Annotated in this window: 17 protein-coding genes; 6 read left to right on the plus strand and 11 right to left on the minus strand. The window is 67.3% G+C overall.

Features of this window, described 5'->3' with window-relative positions; genetic code table 11:
* Positions 1-13: 13 nt before the first annotated feature.
* On the minus strand, positions 14-913 hold the full coding sequence (locus B2W22_RS21715; RefSeq protein ID WP_286939519.1) for a LysR substrate-binding domain-containing protein: 900 nt from the start codon (positions 911-913) through the stop codon (positions 14-16).
* Positions 914-1,056: 143 nt separating this feature from the next.
* Between B2W22_RS21715 and B2W22_RS21720 the strand changes: the two genes are divergently transcribed.
* Positions 1,057-2,034, plus strand: a complete 978-nt coding sequence (locus tag B2W22_RS21720; protein WP_286939521.1) for a Bug family tripartite tricarboxylate transporter substrate binding protein — start codon at positions 1,057-1,059, stop codon at positions 2,032-2,034.
* A gap of 83 nt (positions 2,035-2,117) precedes the next feature.
* Positions 2,118-3,527 (plus strand): amidase family protein, encoded by a 1,410-nt coding sequence (locus tag B2W22_RS21725; protein WP_286939522.1) that lies wholly within the window; start codon positions 2,118-2,120, stop codon positions 3,525-3,527.
* 19 nt (positions 3,528-3,546) lie between these two features.
* Here the strand turns inward: B2W22_RS21725 and B2W22_RS21730 are convergent, their stop codons facing one another.
* The 7 genes from B2W22_RS21730 to B2W22_RS21760 are packed head-to-tail and all read right to left on the minus strand — an operon-like array spanning position 3,547 to position 11,281.
* A complete protein-coding gene (locus B2W22_RS21730; protein ID WP_286939524.1) occupies positions 3,547-4,284 on the minus strand; it encodes a carboxymuconolactone decarboxylase family protein in 738 nt (245 codons plus the stop codon).
* Entirely contained in the window at positions 4,272-5,453 is a 1,182-nt protein-coding gene (locus B2W22_RS21735; RefSeq protein ID WP_286939525.1) for an SDR family NAD(P)-dependent oxidoreductase, read from the minus strand. Before B2W22_RS21735 ends, B2W22_RS21730 begins: the two co-directional genes overlap by 13 nt.
* Complete coding sequence (locus tag B2W22_RS21740; RefSeq protein ID WP_286939526.1) at positions 5,453-6,211, minus strand: SDR family NAD(P)-dependent oxidoreductase; 759 nt, start codon at positions 6,209-6,211, stop codon at positions 5,453-5,455. Before B2W22_RS21740 ends, B2W22_RS21735 begins: the two co-directional genes overlap by 1 nt.
* Before the next feature lie 9 nt (positions 6,212-6,220).
* Complete coding sequence (locus B2W22_RS21745) at positions 6,221-7,165, minus strand: acyl-CoA dehydrogenase family protein (protein ID WP_286939527.1); 945 nt, start codon at positions 7,163-7,165, stop codon at positions 6,221-6,223.
* The gene (locus B2W22_RS21750) at positions 7,162-8,367 is read right to left on the minus strand and encodes an acyl-CoA dehydrogenase family protein (RefSeq protein ID WP_175184748.1); all 1,206 of its coding nucleotides are present in this window, start codon (positions 8,365-8,367) and stop codon (positions 7,162-7,164) included. Before B2W22_RS21750 ends, B2W22_RS21745 begins: the two co-directional genes overlap by 4 nt.
* A gap of 8 nt (positions 8,368-8,375) precedes the next feature.
* The gene (locus B2W22_RS21755) at positions 8,376-10,508 is read right to left on the minus strand and encodes an acetate--CoA ligase family protein (protein WP_286939529.1); all 2,133 of its coding nucleotides are present in this window, start codon (positions 10,506-10,508) and stop codon (positions 8,376-8,378) included.
* 2 nt (positions 10,509-10,510) lie between these two features.
* Complete coding sequence (locus tag B2W22_RS21760) at positions 10,511-11,281, minus strand: enoyl-CoA hydratase/isomerase family protein (RefSeq protein ID WP_175184746.1); 771 nt, start codon at positions 11,279-11,281, stop codon at positions 10,511-10,513.
* Positions 11,282-11,558: 277 nt separating this feature from the next.
* On the opposite strand from B2W22_RS21760, the gene B2W22_RS21765 reads away from it, so the two are divergent.
* Complete coding sequence (locus B2W22_RS21765) at positions 11,559-12,443, plus strand: SMP-30/gluconolactonase/LRE family protein (protein WP_286939530.1); 885 nt, start codon at positions 11,559-11,561, stop codon at positions 12,441-12,443.
* Positions 12,444-12,457: 14 nt separating this feature from the next.
* Here B2W22_RS21765 and B2W22_RS21770 read toward each other — a convergent pair whose 3' ends face one another.
* The gene (locus B2W22_RS21770) at positions 12,458-13,399 is read right to left on the minus strand and encodes a LysR family transcriptional regulator (RefSeq protein ID WP_191579074.1); all 942 of its coding nucleotides are present in this window, start codon (positions 13,397-13,399) and stop codon (positions 12,458-12,460) included.
* A 108-nt stretch (positions 13,400-13,507) separates the two neighbouring features.
* Here B2W22_RS21770 and B2W22_RS21775 point away from each other — a divergent pair, with 108 nt between their 5' ends.
* Positions 13,508-14,572, plus strand: coding sequence for an LLM class flavin-dependent oxidoreductase (locus B2W22_RS21775; protein ID WP_175184744.1), 1,065 nt, complete (start codon positions 13,508-13,510; stop codon positions 14,570-14,572).
* 11 nt (positions 14,573-14,583) lie between these two features.
* The gene (locus B2W22_RS21780) at positions 14,584-15,381 is read left to right on the plus strand and encodes a flavin reductase family protein (RefSeq protein ID WP_286939531.1); all 798 of its coding nucleotides are present in this window, start codon (positions 14,584-14,586) and stop codon (positions 15,379-15,381) included.
* A 72-nt stretch (positions 15,382-15,453) separates the two neighbouring features.
* On the opposite strand, the gene B2W22_RS21785 is transcribed toward B2W22_RS21780, so the two are convergent.
* Together B2W22_RS21785 and B2W22_RS21790 are read right to left on the minus strand one after the other, a co-directional pair.
* On the minus strand, positions 15,454-16,416 hold the full coding sequence (locus B2W22_RS21785) for a tripartite tricarboxylate transporter substrate binding protein (protein WP_239211270.1): 963 nt from the start codon (positions 16,414-16,416) through the stop codon (positions 15,454-15,456).
* Between the two features lie 259 nt (positions 16,417-16,675).
* Positions 16,676-17,428, minus strand: a complete 753-nt coding sequence (locus B2W22_RS21790; RefSeq protein ID WP_246282898.1) for a Crp/Fnr family transcriptional regulator — start codon at positions 17,426-17,428, stop codon at positions 16,676-16,678.
* Between the two features lie 147 nt (positions 17,429-17,575).
* Between B2W22_RS21790 and B2W22_RS21795 the strand changes: the two genes are divergently transcribed.
* Positions 17,576-18,793 (plus strand): ABC transporter substrate-binding protein, encoded by a 1,218-nt coding sequence (locus B2W22_RS21795; RefSeq protein ID WP_175138001.1) that lies wholly within the window; start codon positions 17,576-17,578, stop codon positions 18,791-18,793.
* Positions 18,794-18,795 lie beyond the last annotated feature (2 nt).

Below are 18,795 nucleotides of genomic sequence, written 5' to 3' on the forward strand. Positions count from 1 at the left end.
CCGGCCATCCGTCTTACGGCATCGACGCCACGCGGCGGCGGAACAGGTCCGCCATGGTGGCGGCAGCCAGCGATAGCGGCGTGCCTTGCAGCGTCATGATGCCGATGCTGGCGACCGGCATCGGCACGTCCGCACGGATGCGCCGCGCCTCGTCGCCGTAAGGCTTGATGTCGAGCATGCCGGACGGGCAGATGATAAGCGCGTCGCTGCGGGTCATTAGGGTCCACATGACGCCGAAGGTGTCGCATTCGATGACGCGGGCGGGCTCGGGCAGGCCGTGCGCGCGCAGGCCGCGCAGGAAGGCTTCGGTATGGCTGCCGCCCGAGACGTTGAGCAGCCATTCGCTGCCGCGGATGTCTTCCCAACGCCGCGCGCGCGCCAGCGGATGGCCCTTGCGGCAGGCAATCATGAATTCCAGCGGGCGCAGTTCTTCGAATTCAAATTCCTGGCCGCTAGCGCCGTCGTTCATGCGCGAGGCCAGCGCAAAATCCAGCGCGCCGTTGCGCAGGGCCGGCTGCACTGACGCCAGCAGGCCTTCCGAGACCTTGACCTTCGCGGCCGGCATGCTGGCCCGGAATTCGGTCAGCACGTCGGGCAGCACGCTGAGCATGACCATGGGTGTCACGCCGACCGCCACTCGCGCCTGCGCACCGCTGAGCAATTGGCGGATGTCCTGGCGCGCCAGTGCGAGCTGCGCCTGCGCCAGGCGGGCCCGCACCGTCAGGTGTTCGCCGCATTCGGTGACGGCGATGCCCTTGGGGCTGCGCGTCAGGAGCGGCGCGTCCAGTTCGGTTTCGAGTTCCTTGATGGCCTTGGTCACGGCGGCCTGGCTCAGGTGCAGGCTGCGGGCGGCGGCGCGAATGCTGCGCAGTTCGGCCACTTTCAGCCACGCCCGCAATTGGTGGTCCTTCATGACGGTTTCCTGCTGACAACCTGGGGTGGTCACCTTAACAAAAATATAGCCTTACAGGCAGCGCGGACCATCCCTAAGCTGATCGTCGATCAGGCCCGGCAAGACCGAGAGGCCTGGCCCGAAAAGCGCTTCAGGAGAATGCCATGCCGATCTTTGCCCGCCGTGCCGTTTCCTTGTTTCTTGTCCTTGTGGCCGCCACCGCTGCCGGCGCCGCCCGCGCCGATTGGCCGGAACGGCCGATCAAGCTCATCGTCCCGTACGCCGCGGGCTCCGGTCCCGACGTGGTGTTGCGCCCGATTGCCGATGCGCTGGGCCGCGAACTTGGGCAGCCGGTCATCGTGGAAAACCGGGGCGGGGCGGGCGGCATCGTCGGCACGCAGGCCCTGGCGTCGGCGCCGCCCGATGGCTACACCATCGGCTTCGGCAACATCGTCACGCTGGCGATCAACAAGAGCATGTACGCCAAGCTGCCCTACGACCCGCAGCGCAGTCTGGCGCCCGTCAGCCTGGCCATCAGCAACGCGCTGGTGCTGATCGCGCGCAATGGCCTGCCGGCCAACAACGTGCAGGAGCTGGCCGCGTATGCGAAGAAGAATCCCGGCAAGGTCAGCGTGGGATCGCTGGGGGTCGGCTCCAGCGCCCACCTGGCGGGCGAAATGCTCAGGAGCGAGACCGGCACCACCATGTTGCACGTGCCGTACAAGAGCGGCCAGCAGGCGGTTGTGGATCTGGCGGGCGGGCAGCTTGACGTGATGATCGACAACGTCGCCGGCGTTCTGCCTTTCATTCGGTCGGGGCAGGTCAAGGTGCTGGGCGCCACCAGCCTGAAACGCGTGCCCGTGCTGCCGGAGGTGCCGACGCTCGACGAGTCGGGCTTGAAGGGGTTCGAGGTGGTGTCGTGGGGCGGCATCGTCACGCCGGCGGGTGTGCCCAAGCCGGTGATCGATAAGCTGAATGCCGCAGTCGCCAAGGCGCTGCTGGACCCCGCGGTGCAGAAGCAGAACGAAACCCTGTCCGTCGACGCCACGCCGTCCACGCCCGAGCAGTTCGCCAGCCTGATCGCTGCCGAGATTCCGCGCTGGGCGGCGATGGTGAAGCAATCCGGCGCGTCCGCCGATTGAGCGCGCGTTGCAGGATGGGGCGGGCAGAACGCGTGCCGCGCAGCGGTTCCTGCGCATCCGGAATTTCAGAATAGGGAGACAACATGACTAACGCACTCTGGCGCTGGAACGCGCTCGACCTGGCCCGCGCCATCCGCAACGGTGAAGTATCCAGCCGGGAGGCGGTGCAAAGCTGCCTGGACCGCGCCCAAGTCGTCAATCCAGCCTTCAACCCGCTGACGGAGACCTATGCCGATCAGGCGCTGCGCGCCGCGGACGCGGCCGACGCGGCGGTGCGCAGCAAGCAGGAGTTGGGCGCGCTGCATGGCGTGCCGGTCACGATCAAGGCCAACGCGGATCTGGCGGGCACGGCCACGACCAACGGCGTGACGGCCTACCGGGACCTCATCGCGCAGGAAAACAATCCGGCGGTCGACAACTGGCTTCGCGCGGGGGCGATCGTCATCGGACGCACGAACGTTCCGGCGTTTTCCTGGCGCTGGTTCAGCGACAACGATCTGCACGGCCGCACCGTCAATCCGTTCGATGTGGCGCGCACGCCGGGCGGCTCCAGCGGCGGGGCGGCGGTGGCGGCCGCGCTGGGCGTCGGGCCGCTTGCGCATGGCAGCGACCAGGGCGGCTCCATCCGCTATCCCGCGTATGCGTGCGGCGTGGCAGGGCTGCGGCCCTCGCAGGGCAGGGTGACCGCGTATAACGCGACCCAGCGCGCCGAGCGCCCGGTAGCCTCTCAGATGGCGGCCACGCAAGGGCCGTTGGCGCGTACCGTGGCGGATCTGCGCTTGGGGCTGGCGGCGATGTCGGGCGGCGACGCGCGCGATCCCTGGTGGGTGCCGGCGCCACTGGAATTTCCTGACTTGAACGGCAGCCGTCGTGTCGCGCTGTTTGCGGGCACGGCGCAGCACAAGGCCGACGCTGCAGTCACCAACGCGCTGCAGCGCGCCGCCGGCTGGCTGCAGGACGCGGGCTACTTTGTCGAGGTTGCCGAGCCGCCGCAGTTCGACGCCGCGGCCGCGCTGTGGCTGGACGTGCTGATGAACGAAGCCGCCGGGTCCATGCAGCGCGAGATCGAACGCGCCGGCGACCGCGCCATCCAGAACGCGTACCAAAGCATGCTTGCGCACACGCCCCGCCGGGACAAGGACGGCTTCATTCAGGCGATGGCGATGCGCACGACGATCCTGCGCGAGTGGGGCCGCTTCTTTGAGCGCTATCCTGTCTTGTTGATGCCCGTGTCTTTCGCGCTGCCATTTCCGGTGGATCGGGATCAGCAGGGTGCGGACGTGATGGCGGACATCCTTCGGGCGCAGAGCCCGTTGATTTCAACGGCGATCCTGGGATTGCCGGGCCTCTCCGTACCCGTTGGCCGCGCCGAGGGCGTGCCGGTTGGGGTGCAGTTGGTCGCCGGGCGCTTTCGCGAAGACCTGTGCCTGGCGGCCGGCGAGGTCATTGAGGCGCGGGCCGCGTGGTCGGTGCTGGACCAGCTGCACGTGTGAACGGGGGCGCGTCCGCGTTTCAGCGGGACGCGCCGGTGTCTTGCAGACGCGCGTGGACGGTCGCGCCCAGCGCCGCGCCATGCACGGCCAGATGGGCGCCCAGTTGAATGGCTTGCAGGATCTGGCTGCGCGACAGGCCTCGTGCGAGCCCTTCACCGATGCACGCGCGCGTGTTTGCCATGTCGCCCTGCGTGAAGCACGCGTGCAAGGCGATGCGAATCAGCAAACGTTCCGTCTGCGACAGACCGCCGGCCGGCGCGCCGCCTTCCAGGAAGTCGAGCAGGACGGCGACATAGCCCCGGTCCTGCGCCGCCAGCCGCAACAGGCTGGGCGCCTGTTCCGGCCACAGCGCGGCGATGCGGGCGCGCAAGGGATCTTGCGCGTCCAGCGCCGGTAGCGGTGCGGCCTCGTGCAGCAGATCGGCGGCCAGAAGGACCGCGCTCAACCCCTGCAGGGTCACCAGATGCAGCACGTCGAAGACGTCGGCATCCGTCGCGCCGACCTCGCGCGCCATGCGCAGATGGGTGGCAAGTCCCGCTTCGTAAAGATGCGTGGCCGATGCGTCCAGCGCCACATAGATCAGTTCGACCATGCGCGGCGACAGCGGACCCGTGCTGGCGGGATGGCCCGCGTAGTCGGCATAGTGCGCGAGAAACCCCGGATTGGCGCGCAGCATCGCGTCCGTCCACGGCCGCCAATAGCCGCGCGCGGCGATGAAGCGCGTCTTGATCTCGTCCAGATCGCTTATTGGCTGCATAGCACCTGACCCGTGAGGTATTGCGCCTGCGCGCCCGCGACGAAGCGCAGCAGCGGCGCCAGCGCCTCGGGCGCGGCGCCCGGCGCAACCTGCACCGCGTTGATGCGGCGCGCCGCGGGGCCCCATTCGCAGGCCAGCGAGGCCACGAGCATCCGCGCCGCCGCGTGATCCCCGGCATGCTCCCACGCCAGGTCCTCGCCGCCGGGCAGCAGCAGCGTAAGGCTGGCGGGTCCGTGCAGGTCGAAGCGGCGCGCGGCATTCAGCACGGCCGCCAGGCGTTGCCCCGGCGGGCTGGATAGCACCGTGGCATCCAGCACGGCGGGATAGCCGTCGCCGGTCGCCTCGTCCCGTGGCGAGGGCCAATCGCCGCGCACGGTCAGCGACAAGGGCGCGTCGACTTGAATACGGTTTTCGCTCGCAGCCGGCGCATAGGTCTGGCTGCCGCCGTACACCGATGAGCCGCCATCCACGCACAGCAGACTGCCTGCCAGGGGCTTGGCCTGCGCACCTGCTGCAAAGACCAGCGCGCAGGCGATCTCGTCGGGATCGGCCAGCCGGCCCAGCGGAATCTTGGCGACCGCGCGCGCGGGGTCCAGGCGGCCGGATGTGATCAGGCCGTTCACCAGTTCCGTTTGCACATATCCCGGGCACAGCACGGTGACGCGAAGTCCGGGGTCGGCCTGCGCCAGCGCGCGGCTTTGCGCGATCAGGCCGGCTTTGCTGGGGCTGTAGCCGCCGCGCCACGGGATGGCGCGCAGCCCCGCGCCCGAGGCCACGTTGACGACACGCGCGCCCGCGGCGAGGCAGCCGCGCAGGGCGCTGACCACGCGCGCGGGCGCGTGCAGGTTCAGGTCCAGCAGCCGCTGCCAGTCCTCGTCCGTCTGGTCGACGGTGGGACGGTTGCTGCTGTCCGTCATGCCCGCGTTGTTGATGATGGCGTCCAGTCGCGGCATGTCGTCCGCCAGCGCCGCTATCTGCCCGGCATCGGTCAGGTCCGTCACGCAGGCAAGATGGTTCTGACCTGCGCGGACGGGCAGTTCCGCCTGCAGCGCCCGCAACGCCGGCGCGTTGCGATCGACCAGCACGCAGCGATGGCCCGCATCGGCCAGCCGGCGGGCCGTCGCCCGGCCGATGCCGCTGGCCGCGCCGGTGAGCAGGACGGTGTCCATCAGAGCGTCGTGAACGTGATGCCGCCGTCGACCACCAGCGCCTGCGCGGTGATGAAGCGCGCCTCGTCGCTGGCCAGGAACACGATGGCGTCGGCAATGTCGTCCACCGAGCCCAGTCGGCCCATCGGCGTGCTTGCGACGCGGCGCGCGTCGCGCTCGGCGTTGCGGTTGCGCTGCGTGCCTTCCGTGGGTACCGCTGACGGGCACACGGCGTTCACCCGGATGCGGCGCGCGCCCAGTTCGGCGGCCGCCGCGCGCGTCACGCCCAGCACGCCTGATTTGATGCCGGAGTACACCATCGAACTGGGGGCGGACTTGAGCGCCGCGGTTGACGCCACGTTGACGATGGCGCCGCCGCGTTCGGGGTCCATGACCTCGGCGGCGGCCTGGATGCCCCAGATCACGGCCTTGAAACCGATGTCCAGCATGCGTTCCAGCGTATCGGGCTGAATCTCCAGCACGCTCTGATAGCGGACCCAGGCCGCGTTGTTGATCAGGATGTCCAGGCGCGAGCCTTGTTCGGCGGCCTGTCGCACCGCCTGGCCGATACCTTCACGCGTGGCGACGTTCTGCACGACGGGGAAGGCCTTGCCGCCTTCGGCGGTGATGCCGGCGACGGCCTCGTCCACCAGCTCCTGCTTGAGGTCGTTGACGCCGACCGTGGCGCCGCGCGCGGCGAGCAGGCGCGCGGTGGCCCGGCCGATGCCGGCGCCCGCGCCGGTGACGAGCGCGACGCGCCCGGCGAGATCTTGTGCCATGGTGTCTTCCTATACCGATTGGATGAATGCGCGGCCGTTGCCGCTGGCCAGACCCGCGAAGGCGGCGTCCAGCTTGCGCACCGCGCGCAAGGCGCGATGCAGGGGCAGTTCCCACGTGAAGCCCATGCCGCCGTGCAGGTGGATGGCTTTCTCGATGACGAAAGCCGCGTTGGCGAGCGCGCCGGCCAGCGCGGGCTGCGTCTCGCGCGGCGCGCCGTATTCGTCGGCTTGCGTGGCGCGGCGGATCGCGGCGCTGGAGACGTCCTGCAGCAGCCGCATGCGGGCCAGGAGGTGGCGCACGGCCTGCTTGGCCGACAAGGGGCGGCCGAACTGCACGCGGGTCGCCATGTACTCGGCCGCGGCCTGCAGGGCGCCTTCGGCGGCGCCGTTGGCGAACTCGGCAAGCAGCAGATGGGCCTGGCGCTGGAGCGCGTCCCAGGCCCGAGCATCCAAGCGCGCCAGCACGGGCGCGCCGTCCAGCGCGATCCACGCTTGCGGATGATCGGGATCGAGCGCCGCCTGTTCGTCGCGGGGCAGGGCGCTGGCATCGAGCAGCGTGGCGCCCTCGCCGTCAGCCACCAGCACCCAGTCCGCCGGGCCATTGTCCAGACGGGCATGGCCCGACTGCAGGCTGCCTTGCCACGCGATGCCGGCCAGGCGCTCGCCGGCGGCCAGCGCGGCGGCCTGCGGCGTGCCGGCCAGTGCGCTGGCAAGCAGGATCTGTTCGGGCAGCGGCAGCGGCAGGCGCAGGCGTCCGGCGGCGTGCGCGATCGGCAGCGCGAAATCGAGCGAGAGGCCCAGCCCGCCGTCTTCCTCGGCCGCCATCACGCCGGTCAGGCCGGCCTGCGCCAGCACCTGCGCCATGGCACCGGCATCCGGGCGGGACAGGGCGTCGGTGATCGCGGCTTCGGCGGCCTGCGCGAATTCCTCGGGCCGCAGTTCTTCGTGGCTCATGTCAGGTCCTTGGGCAGATTCATGACGCGCTGCGCGATGACGTCCAGCTGCACTTCGGTGGTGCCGGCGTAGATCGTCTCGGCGCGCGAGAAGAGGTAGGCGGTGGTAAAGGCCTTCTGGGCGCGGCGCGCCAGGGGACTGGAGTGCGGGCCGACCTGCGACAGCAGAGACAGCGCCAGGCCGGCAAAGGCCTGGTGGCATTCCGACCAGTAAAGTTTGGTCAGCGATCCGCGCGCGCCGATGGTCTCGCCACGCAGCATGCGCGCCACCGTGAGCTCGACCAGCCCCTTCAATCCGTCGATTTCGCTGACCAGATCGCCGACGCGGCGCTGGACATAGCCGTCGTCGAGCGCGGGCGCCAGTTGCGCATCGGACTTGCAGGCCGCAATGAGCTGGCGCAATTCGCACTCGAAGCGCCACGGGCGATACATGCGGTTGGTGGCGCGCTCGATGGACAGCACGCGGATGGCGGCGTTCCAGCCTTCGTCCGGCGCGCCCAGGCGTGCACTGTCGGGAACCACCACGTCGTCGAAGAACACCTCGGCAAAGGATTCCTTGCCGTCGATGGACTTGATGGGAACGACGCGGATGCCCGGCGTGTCCATCGGCACGGCGAACATCAGCAGGCCGCGATGTTTGTCGGCCACCGTGCCGGTGCGTGTCAGTAGCAGGCAGTAATGCGCCTTGGCCGCGCCGCTGGTCCAGATCTTCTGCCCGTTGATGCGCCACGTGCCGCCTTCCTGCACGGCCTTGGTGCGCAGCCGTGCCAGATCCGAGCCGGCGTCCGGTTCCGAAAACCCCTGGCACCAGTACTGCCGCATCGCCAGAATCGCGGGCAGGAATTCCTGCTTCTGTTGCTCGGTGCCGACGGCCATGATGATCGGCCCGGCCAGTTCCTTGCCGATCGAGCTGACGCTTTCCGGCATGGGCAGCGCGCCGATCTCCTTGTTCACCGCCAGGTGCTCGCGCAGCGTCAACCCGTGGCCGCCGTAGGCCTTGGGCCACGTCATGCCGGCGAGTCCGGCCTGATACATCGCGGCCTCCCAGGCGCTGCTCTCGGCAAGCGTGGGCGCGCGCCAGTCCGGGCTGTCGGCGCGCATGAAATCTGGCAGGTTGGCGCGCAGCCAGGTGCGCGCATGCTGGCGGTAGACCTCGGGGCCTGCGGCCGGGTCAGGGACCGTGGCAAGTTGTTCGAATTGCATGGCTGTCCTCAATGGGCGGGCGCGGCGCGCGGGATCATCAGCGCGTCCAGCACGACCACGCCTTGGCCCTGCGGCCGGACCAGAATAGGGTTCATGTCGATCTCGGCGACGTCGTCGCGATGGCGGTACGCAAACGCCGACAGGCGCGCCACGCTACGCGCGGCGGCGGCGATGTCGGCCTTGGGCTGGCCCCGCGCGCCGTCCAGGATGGCAAACATCTTGAGCGAGCGGATCATTTCCGCGGCCTCGTCCTCGGTCACGGGCGCGGCCTGCACGGCCACGTCCTTCAGCACCTCGGCGTAGATGCCGCCCATGCCGACCATGACGATGGGGCCGAAGACGGGGTCTTGCGAGACGCCGGCGATCAGTTCGGTGCCGCCCGCGACCATCGGCGCGACCAGGACGCCATCGATGCGGGCGCCGGGCGCATGGCGCGCGACGTTGGTCAGGATGCGGGCATGGCCGTGGCGCACGGCGTCGGCGTCGGCCACATTGAGCAGCACACCACCGGCTTCCGTCTTGTGCGCGACGTCTTCGGAGGCGATCTTGAGCACGACGGGGTAGCCGATGGCCTCGGCCGCGCGCACCGCGTCGTCGGCACTGCGGGCGATGAATTCGCGCGGCACGTCGATGCCGGCGTTGCCCAGCGCCTGCTTGGCGTGGAATTCGTTGCGGAACACCGCGGGATCGACGGGTTCGGCGGCGGGCAGCGCCGTGTCGGCATAAGCGGCCGCGCGCAGCTTGCCCAGCTTCACCAGGCCCGACAGCCCCGTCGCCGCGGCGTCGATGCTGGAGAACACCGGAATGCCCAGCGCGTTGATCTGTTCGACGGCGTCGGCGGGCCCCTGGCTGATGACCATCAGCAGGCGGTCTGGATGGCTGGTGCGCACCTGCGCCAGCGCTTCCAGATAGATGCCTCGCAGCCGGGTGTTGTAGAGCGACAGCGACATGAACAGCGCCAGCGAACTGGCCGACGGATCGTCCAGCAGGGCCGTCAGCATCTTGAGCAGAATGTCGGGGCGGCTGGACATCTGGGCGGACGCGTCCACCGGATTGCCGGTGCTGGCCGTGGGCACGGCTTCCAGGATGCGCCGCTGGGTGTTGGGTGCGAGCGCGGGCAGCGCAAGGCCGGCGTCGCTCATGGCGTCGGCCATCATGATGCCGAAGCCGCCGGACGCGGCAACGAGCGTGACCGCGTCGTTGGCCGGCAGGCGGTCGGGCATGAGCAGCGAGGCCGCGTGGCCGATGTCGATCAACGCTTCAACAGAGCGCACGCGCAGCACGCCGTGCCGGCGGAAGACCGCGTCGATCACCGCGTCCGAGCCAGTAAGGGCGCCCGTGTGCGAGGCAGCGGCCGCCTGGCCTTTTTCCGTGGAACCGATCTTCAGGATGATGACGGGCTTGCCGTTGCCGCGCGCAAGGCGCAACGCGTCGATGAGCTTTCCGGCATTCCGGCAAGTTTCCATGCAGCACAGGATGATGCGCGTGTCCGGATCCTCGGCCAGCGCGGCAATGCCGTCGGCGGCGTCCACATCCGCCTCGTTGCCGGTGGCGATGAAGCGGCTGACGCCCATGCCGCGCCGGGCGACGCTCTGCATGGTGTGACTGCCCACGTTGCCGGACTGCGACACGATGCCCACGTGGCCGACCGGCGGCATGTTCTCCTCCAGCGCGATCGAAAATGAGCCGATCAGGCGCTCGGCGACGTTGACGGTGCCCAGGCAATTCGGGCCCAGGACGCGCATGCCGTGTTCGCGAGCGATCGCCACCAGTTCGGACTGTAGCGCCGCGCCTTGCGGACCGGCTTCGGTGAAGCCGGCCGACAGGACGATGGCCGCCTTCACGCCGCGCGCGGCGCAGTCGCGCAGCGCGGCAGGCGTGGCGGCGGCGGGCACGGCCAGGATGGCGAGTTCCGGCGCTGCCGGCGTGTCTTTCACCGACGTGTAGGCCGGCAGCCCCTGGATGGTGCCGCCTTTGGGGTTGATGGGATACACCGCGCCGCGGTAGCCATGCTTGATCAGCATGTGGACGGGGCGGCCGCCGATTTTGGTGACCTCATCGGAGGCGCCAATCACGGCGATGCCCGACGCCTGGAAAAAGGGGGCCAGCCCCGCACCGGGGCGTTGATTCTGCTGCGTCATGCTCAACGCCCCTTGAATTGCGGCTGGCGCTTTTCCAGGAACGCCATGCGGGCCTCGCGCGCGTCTTCGGTCTTGGCCAGCGCCATCGTGAAGTCCTGCTCGAAGCGATAGGCGTCGCGCTGCGGCATCAGGTCCACCATGTTGGCCGCGCGCTTGGCGTACAGCACGGCGAGCGGCGCCTTGGCGGCGATTTCGTGCGCCAGCGCCAACGCGGCGGGCAACAGCTGATCGGGGGGCAGCACGTCTTCCAGCACGTTGCGGCGCAGCAGGTCGTGGGCGGTCAAGCGCTGTCCGGTGTAGAACATGCGGCGCAGCGTCGAGCGCCCGAACAGCGTACGCAGCATGGAAGCGCCGCCGGCCAGGCCGACGTTGATCTCGGGCATGCCGAACGTGGCGTTGTCGGACGCATACATGATGTCGCAGGCAGCCATGAGCCCAAGGCCGGCGCCGAGCGCCGCGCCGTTGACGGCGGCGATGACCGGCTTGGCGCACTCCTTGATGGCGTTGCCGGTCTCGCGGGTGATGCGGTTGTGTTCCAGGAAGTCGCCGGCGATGTCGGCGTTGGGGCGGTCCTTCAGGTCCGCGCCCGCGCAGAACACCGTGCCGTTGCCGGTCAGCACCGCGCAGCGGATGTCCTCGCGCTCGGAGATCTCGTCGAAGATCGCCACGATGCGCCGCCGCATGTTGCGGTTCAGCGCGTTGACCGGCGCGTTGTTCAGGGTGACCAGGGCAACGCCCTCGTTGACTTCGAACTTGACGGGGGTGTCGCTCATGCGCGCACCTCGTTCGACTGGGCATGGACAGTGGGGCGCCGGGCGCCGTGGGCGTGCTGCATGGAAGTCTCCTCGGGTCGGATCGACCTGTCTTGTCCGCAGTCCGTGCCGGGCGGCGCCGGACTTTTTTTTGATTTTAGGTAGGGGCTCCTGCGCGATCTACGCCAAAAACGGTGGTTGTGTTCTGCAGGAATGCCGCATATTCCGGCCCACGCCAAGCCGATACCATGGGGAAAAAAGTCGGTGGAAAGCCGGCTAATAAGGAGCGAGGCGGAAGATGCTGATTGAACAAATCGGGACGCTGCGCGCAGCCCTGGGCGAATGTCCGGTCTGGGATGCGGCGCGCGGGCTGCTGTGGATGGCGGATTGCCGCAAGGGGCTGATCCTGGCCGTGAACCCCGACTCTGGCAGCGTGCAACGCTGGCAGTTGCCTGCGCCGCTGGGTTCCTTTGCGTTCAATGGCGAGGACGAGCTGGTGGTGGCGCTGAAGGAGTCGTTTGCGCGCTTTTGGCCGGCGGACGGCAGCCTGCGGATGCTGGCCATTATCGAGGACAGCCACCCGAATCTGCGGTTGAACGACGGCACGCCCCTGCCGGACGGCAGCTTCGTGGCGGGGACCATGCATATCTACCGCGAGGCCGGGGAGCCGCCGCTGGGCGGCCTGTACCGCCTGGATCCCGCCGGCCGCCTTGACCGCATCGACGCGGGGCTGGGGGTGGTCAACGGGCCGGCCCTGCATCCGGATGGCACGCACTTTTACGTGTGCGACAGTTCGGTGCGCAAGATCTACCGCTACCGCATGGACGCGCAGGGCAGATTGTCGGAACGCGACGTCTTCGTCGATACGGACGCGCTAGGGTCGGCGCCCGACGGCTGCTGTTTCGACCGCGACGGCGGGTTATGGACGGCGTTGGTGCATGCCGGCGCCATTGCCAGGTTCGACCGCGACGGAAAGCTGGATGTGCGCATCGACCTGCCGGTCGCGCATCCGGCGTCGCTGTGTTTTGGCGGGGACGGGCTGGCCGACCTGTACGTCACCTCCATCAGCGACAGCGGACGCCTGTCGGCGGACGGCCCGATGGATGGTGCACTGCTGCGCGTGCGCGGCACGGGTTATGCCGGCGCGCCGCGTCCGCATTGCCGGATCCGGCCGCAAGGCTGATGCCTGCCGGCGCGTTAGTCGCTGGCGGCCGGCTTGCCGTACGCCGCAAAGCGCAGTTCCGCGCCGGATACGTGCGAGGCCACGAAGTCCAGGAACAGCCGGATCTTCACGGGGATCATGGCGGTGTCCAGGATGGTGGCGTACATGCCTTCTTCAAACGTCGTGTTGGTGACCCGGTAATCGGGGCATAGCCGCACCAGCGTGCCGCGCTCGATGTCGTGGTGCACGGTGTAGTCGTCCAGCAGCGCAATCCCTTCGCCCAGCCGGGCCAGTTCCAGCAAGGCCACGCCGTTGTTGGTGACGTGCCGGGGCTTGATCAGCACTTCGTCGATCGTGTCGCCCTGCTTGAAGCGCCAGCACGTCTGGTCGCCTGGCAGCAGGTAGGCCAGGCAGTCATGCTGCGCGATGTCCGCCGGCCGCGTAGGCAGTTCGCGATTCGCCAGGTACGCCGGCGAGGCCACCAGGTATCGTTCGCTCTTGAACAGGATGCGCCGCTTCAGCCCGGCTTCGACGGGCGGCGAGATGCGAAAGTCGATGTCGAAGTTATTGCGCCGCAGATCGGTTTTGGCTTCCGACAGCACGAGTTCGATGTGGATCTCGGGATAGGCCTCGCGGAACGCGGCGACCAGCTGCGGCAACACGCCCAGGCCGAACATCATGCGCGAATGCACACGCAGGATGCCCTTGGGCGCGGCGCGGATTTCGGTGATGTTGCGGTGCGCCTCGTTGATGTTCCAGAGGATGGTTTCGAGCTGGCGCGCGTATTCCTGGCCCGCTTCGGTCAGTACGACCTGCCGTGTGGAACGCAGCAGGAGCTTCACGTTGAGCTCGTTTTCGAAGTCGGTGATCATGCGCGACACCGAGGTGGCGGAGATGCCGAACTGGCGCGCGGTTTCCGAGAAGCTCTCGGTCTTCGAGATCGACAGAAAGAGCTCCATTGCGCGCAGTCTGTCCATCATTCCTCCACTTTATGCAGCACAGAACGCCGCTTTTCTTGTATTCCAGCCCATGACTACCGGCCTCTAGAATTTCCTCAAGGATTCAAGCATCAATGAGGAGACACAATGGAATTCGGCGTATTCATTCTGGCGCAGCAACGAGGTTACCACCAGTCCTCCGCGCAAGTCATCAACAACTCCATCGAGCAGACGGTGGCGGCCGAGCAAGCCGGGTTCAACACGGCCTGGTACGCCGAGCACCACTTCAACAACTACTCGCTGTCGCCGTCGCCGTTGATGACGGTGGCGCATGCGGCCGCGAAGACCAGCCGCATCCGTCTGGGCACGGCGGTGTGCATTTTGCCGCTGTATCACCCAGCGCGCTTCCTGGCCGAGGTCGGCTTCGTGGATACGGTGTCTAACGGCCGCCTGGAACTGGGTGTGGGATCCGGGTATCAGCAGTTCGAGTTCGAGCGCTTCGGCGTGCAGCTGGAAGAATCGGGCGCGATCTTCAATGAGTTCCTGGACGTCATCCCCAAGGGCCTGACGCAGAAGATCTTCGAGCATGACGGCAAGTTCCTGAAGATTCCGCCCAGCTCGATCGCGGTGCGCTGCATCCAGGATCCGATGCCGCCGCTGTGGATCACGTCGGGCAATCCGGTGACGCTGGGCCGCGGCGTGCGCGAGAACCACAACCTGTTCGTGACGGCGCTGCTCAAGGGCAACGACGCCATCGCCGAGCTGCGAGGCCGGCTGGAAAAGGTGGCGGACGACAATGGCAAGGACCTGGATCGCGATGTGAAGTTCGGCTTCCTGCGCTGCGGCTACGCGTCGGACAACAAAGCCGAGATCGACGCCTATCTGGATTGCGCACGCTTCCAGCGCCGCATTTCCGAAAGCTTGAAGTTCCGCCGCGCGCAGAGCGACGACGGCTACATGGTCAAGGAAGTGCCGTCGGAAACCGATCCTACCTTCGAGCAGCTTCGCAAGAACCTGCCGGTGGGGTCGGTCAATGAAGTCATCGACAAGATGCTGGAAGAGATCAGCATCCTGCGGCCCAAGCACATCGCGCTGCAAACGCAGCTTGGCGATTTCGACCAGAAGACGATGCTCAAGCAGATCGAACTCTGGGGCGACAAGATCATTCCCGCGATCCGCAAGGAAGTCGGCAGTACGACCGTCCTTGCCTGAAGGAGGGCAACATGCGTATCTACTTGAGCAATGCCGGCGCGATTGCGCTGCGCGATGCGGCTGATTTCGGCCGCCTGGATGTCATGGCGGATCCGCAGCCCGCGGATAGGCTCGAACGTGCGATCGCCCGCATTGGCCGGCGCGAGGACGAAAGGCACGTGCGGCTGTCGCCGTCGGTGCTGCGCTTTCTGTCACAGCACGCGGGCGATCCGGCGTGGGAAGCCAGCTTCTCGAAGATGGTGGATTACGCGGCGCGGCATGGATGGGTCGATGAACGCGGCGACATCCGCGCGCACATGGTGGTCAACGATTGCGACGAGGTGGTGTCGGTCGATGACTTCAAGGCGGCGATGCGCTCGCTGCCGGCGGGCATCAGCGCCGTCAGCACGGGCGACGGCGCCGACATGGCGGGGATGATCGTTTCCAGCCTCACGTCGATCTCTGCCGATCCGCCCATGGTCGGATTCTTTGTGCAGCAGACCGCGTCGGCGCATGCGCCGCTGCTGCGAAACGGCCGCTTCGTTGCCAACATCCTCGGAGAAGGCCATGCCGAAGTGATCGAGGCCTTTATGAAGAATCCTCAGGGCAGGGCGCGGTTCGCCCAAGGCGGTTGGGTGATGAACGAACATGGCGCGCCTGTGCTGCCCGATGCGCTGGCCAGCATCGAGTGCGACATCGTCTGCACCGAGAAACTGGGCACGCATGATCTCATCGTGGGCAAGATCCGCAGGACCGCCTGCCGGGAAGCGCGTCCGGTGATCAACTTCCAGTCCGCCACGCACGGCATCGCGCCGGCGCAGATCCAATGAACGAATGACCGCATCAGCCTGAACAGACAAGCCCGCCAAATTGGCGGGCTTGTCATTGGGAGAAGGGCTGGCTCAATCGAGAACGATGTGGTTTTCCTGGATGACCTTGCCCCAATATTGCCGGTCGGCGTCCAGTTGCGCTTCCAGTGCCTGCGGGCCGCCGGCCTTTTCGGTCTGGCCGTTGGCCACGAGCAGCTTTCGGAAGCTCTCGGATTGGACGGTCTTGATGGCGGCCGCGGAATAGGCCTCTACGATCGCGTCGGGCGTTCCCTTGGGCGCATGCAGCGCCGTCCAATAGCTGGCCTTGAGCTGGGGATAACCCAGTTCCGTCACGCAGGGCACTTCCGGCAGGGCCGGATCGCGCTGGTCGGTTGTCAGCGCCAGGATCTTCACCGCGCCCGCCTTCTGGTGGTCGGCCAGGGCGATGGGCGTCATGTAGGAGAGATCGTTGCGCCCGGTGATGAGGTCGATCAGGCTGGTGGGCGTGCTCTTGTAGGGCACGGCGGTCAGCGGGATGCCCAGCGTCTTGGACATGATCAGCCCGTATAGATCGGTGACGCTGCCGGGGCCTAGCGATCCGTAGGTGAGCGCGCGATTCTCTTTTTTTGCATAGGCCACCAGCTCCGCGAGGGAATTGACACCCATCTTCGCGGGCACGGTGATCGTGAGCGGGCCGTCGAACATCATGGCGACGGACTTGAAGCTGTCGAAGCCGTAGTTCAGGCTGGGGCGCAGCAGGATGTTCAGCGACAGAGGTCCGGAGCCGCCCATCAGCAGCATGCTGCCGTCGGCGGGCGCGCGTGCGACCTGCGATGTGCCGATGATGCCGTTGGCGCCAGGCTTGTTCTCGACGATGAAGTTCATGCCCAGCTCGGCGCCCATGCCTTCGGCCAGGAGGCGCGCGAAATTGTCGTTGGGGCCGCCCGCGGCATAGGGCACGATCAGGGTCACGGGCTTGGCCGCGGCCAGCACCGGCCGGGCAAACATCATGAGGGTTCCGGCCGCGATGAAGCCGCGGCGCGTGAGCTTGCGCATCTGTCTCTCTCCAGGTTCCCGCCGCCATGCGGGGACCGTGCCTTCCGCGGGCCGGATTCTTATGCTTTGACGCTGGCGGCTGGGTAGGCCGGAATCAGGCTCCCGGCCAGGGGTTGTCTTACATGCCGATGATAATTTTTATCCGACCGGCCGATTACCCCATCGATCTGCAGAACAGTTCTGCGAAGCAAGCAAGATTGCGCTTTGCCGCGGCGTTGCCGTTCGTGTCGGCGCCGCGTGATCGGCGGCAGCCCGGGCATTATGCCGGATTGCGGCTGATCTTCGCGCACCGGTACAACGCCTCCTTGTCCAGCACCGTCAACCCGCCGTAGTGCGTTTGCAGTACGCCTTCGCGCGCCAACCGGGTCAGCGCGGTGTTGCAGCGCTGGCGCGAGACGCCGCACAGGCCGGCGATCTCTTCCTGCGAGATCCGCAGCCGGCCCTTTGTGCCGGAATGGACCTCGGCGTCCAGTTGCGCCGCGACGGCGCGCGCGACCGTGGTGTCGACGTCGAGCAGCACGTTGCCCGTGTAGCAGCCCATCAGCCAGTTCACCCGCTGCGCCAGATGCGTCATCAACGCCTTGGTGAATTCGATGTTGTTGTTCCAGAGGCGTTCGCAGGTGTCGCGCGGCAGGATCACGATTCGGCTGGGGCGCAGGGCGACGACTTCGTATTCGAAGCGTTCGCGGCGGATCATGGTGGCTTCGCCGAACCAGCTTCCCGTGCTGAATCCGGCCAGCGACAACGTGCGGCCATCGGTGCCGGGCGACGACCACTTCACCAGGCCTTCGACCACGCCATACCAGCCAGGCGAGCGGGACCCCGCGCGAAACAGGTATTCGCCCGTCGCCAGCGACACCGTGCGCAGTTCGGCGCGCACCACATCGCGCTCGAGTTCGGGCAGTCCCTTGTACCAGGGCACCACGTCGAGCATCTTGTCCACGGCACTGCGCGCCGGCCTGCGATTCACGGCGGTCGCGTCGTTGCCCGCCAGGGCAGGCGGTTCGCGCATGTTCATTCCCTGTCTGGAGGTGGAATGCGGCCCAGGTAAACCCTAGGGTTCTTTGTCAACGTGATGACTGTCCGCAGGGGCAGCCGGACCGCAGAATGTTTGACGCCCACGGGCCAAAAACCATAAGAGGAGACCGGTATGTTGTCAATGCCACGCCTGCTGTCCGCCACCGCCATTGCCGGCGCCATTGCCGCCACGCTGCTGCCCGCCACGGCCGCGCAGGCGCAAGTGTCCGACGACGTGATCCGCATCGGATTCATCACCGACATGTCCGGCGTCTACTCGGGGCCGGATGGTCCTGGCGGCGCCGAAGCCATCAAGATGGCGATCGAGGAAATGGGCGGGCAGATCAACGGCAAGAAGATCGAGCTTTTGACCGCGGACCACCAGAACAAGGCTGACGTGGCGTCGGCCAAGGCGCGCGAATGGTTTGACCAGCGCGGCCTGGACATGCTGATCGGCGGCACCAATTCAAGCACGGCGCTGGCCATGTCGAAGGTGGCGGCGGACAAGAAGAAGCCGATCATCGTGGTCGGCGCCGGCGCGCCCGCGCTGACCAACGAGCAATGCACGCCCTACACGCTGAACTATGCCTACGACACCGTGGCGCAGGCGCGCGGCACGGGCGCGGCGGTGGTCAAGGCGGGCGGCAAGAGCTGGTATTTCCTGACGGCCGACTACGCTTTCGGGCATGCGCTGCAGGCCGACACCACCAAGGTGGTTGAGTCCGGCGGCGGCAAGGTCGTGGGCAGCGTGAAGCATCCGCTGGCCGCCAGCGATTTCTCGTCATTCCTGTTGCAGGCGCAAAGCAGCAAGGCCGAGATCCTGGCGCTGGCCAATGCGGGTGCGGACGCGACCAATTCAATCAAGGCGGCGAACGAGTTCGGCATCACCAAGTCGATGAAGCTGGCGGGCATGATCATGTTCATCAACGACATCCACGCGATGGGCCTGCCGGCCGCGCAGGGCATGTACCTGACCGACAGCTGGTACTGGAATGCGTCGGACGAGACGCGCGCGTGGAGCCGCAAGTTCTTCGACCGCCGGCAGGCCATGCCGTCGTCGCTGCAGGCGGCCGATTATTCGGCGGCATTGCAGTACCTGCGCGCGGTCAAGGCAACCGGCACGGACGACGCCGACAAGGTGCTGGCGTACTTGCGCGAGAACAAGCTGAACGACATGTACATCAAGGACGGCGTGGTGCGTCCCGATGGCCGCGTCGTGCATGACATGTACCTGCTGCAGGTCAAGAGCCCGGACCAGTCGAAGGAGCCGTGGGATTACTTCACGGTGGTGCAGGCCATCGACGGCAACGAGGCCTTCACGAAGCAGTCCGAAAGCCGCTGCGCGCTGTGGAAATCCTAGGA

This window comes from Achromobacter sp. UBA4530 (genome assembly GCF_002388205.1).
Classification (GTDB): Bacteria; Pseudomonadota; Gammaproteobacteria; order Burkholderiales; family Burkholderiaceae_B; genus Achromobacter; species Achromobacter animicus.

Bases quoted from the DNA above. Each gene is read 5' to 3' on its own strand.
- B2W22_RS21765 (WP_286939530.1), top strand. From the start codon at position 11,559: ATGCTGATTGAACAAATCGGGACGCTGCGCGCAGCCCTGGGCGAATGT.
- B2W22_RS21755 (WP_286939529.1), bottom strand. From the start codon at position 10,508: ATGACGCAGCAGAATCAACGCCCCGGTGCGGGGCTGGCCCCCTTTTTC.
- B2W22_RS21785 (WP_239211270.1), bottom strand. From the start codon at position 16,416: ATGCGCAAGCTCACGCGCCGCGGCTTCATCGCGGCCGGAACCCTCATG.
- B2W22_RS21760 (WP_175184746.1), bottom strand. From the start codon at position 11,281: ATGAGCGACACCCCCGTCAAGTTCGAAGTCAACGAGGGCGTTGCCCTG.
- B2W22_RS21720 (WP_286939521.1), top strand. From the start codon at position 1,057: ATGCCGATCTTTGCCCGCCGTGCCGTTTCCTTGTTTCTTGTCCTTGTG.
- B2W22_RS21780 (WP_286939531.1), top strand. From the start codon at position 14,584: ATGCGTATCTACTTGAGCAATGCCGGCGCGATTGCGCTGCGCGATGCG.
- B2W22_RS21790 (WP_246282898.1), bottom strand. From the start codon at position 17,428: ATGCGCGAACCGCCTGCCCTGGCGGGCAACGACGCGACCGCCGTGAAT.
- B2W22_RS21730 (WP_286939524.1), bottom strand. From the start codon at position 4,284: ATGCAGCCAATAAGCGATCTGGACGAGATCAAGACGCGCTTCATCGCC.
- B2W22_RS21745 (WP_286939527.1), bottom strand. From the start codon at position 7,165: ATGAGCCACGAAGAACTGCGGCCCGAGGAATTCGCGCAGGCCGCCGAA.
- B2W22_RS21775 (WP_175184744.1), top strand. From the start codon at position 13,508: ATGGAATTCGGCGTATTCATTCTGGCGCAGCAACGAGGTTACCACCAG.
- B2W22_RS21750 (WP_175184748.1), bottom strand. From the start codon at position 8,367: ATGCAATTCGAACAACTTGCCACGGTCCCTGACCCGGCCGCAGGCCCC.
- B2W22_RS21725 (WP_286939522.1), top strand. From the start codon at position 2,118: ATGACTAACGCACTCTGGCGCTGGAACGCGCTCGACCTGGCCCGCGCC.
- B2W22_RS21770 (WP_191579074.1), bottom strand. From the start codon at position 13,399: ATGGACAGACTGCGCGCAATGGAGCTCTTTCTGTCGATCTCGAAGACC.
- B2W22_RS21735 (WP_286939525.1), bottom strand. From the start codon at position 5,453: ATGGACACCGTCCTGCTCACCGGCGCGGCCAGCGGCATCGGCCGGGCG.
- B2W22_RS21715 (WP_286939519.1), bottom strand. From the start codon at position 913: ATGAAGGACCACCAATTGCGGGCGTGGCTGAAAGTGGCCGAACTGCGC.
- B2W22_RS21740 (WP_286939526.1), bottom strand. From the start codon at position 6,211: ATGGCACAAGATCTCGCCGGGCGCGTCGCGCTCGTCACCGGCGCGGGC.
- B2W22_RS21795 (WP_175138001.1), top strand. From the start codon at position 17,576: ATGCCACGCCTGCTGTCCGCCACCGCCATTGCCGGCGCCATTGCCGCC.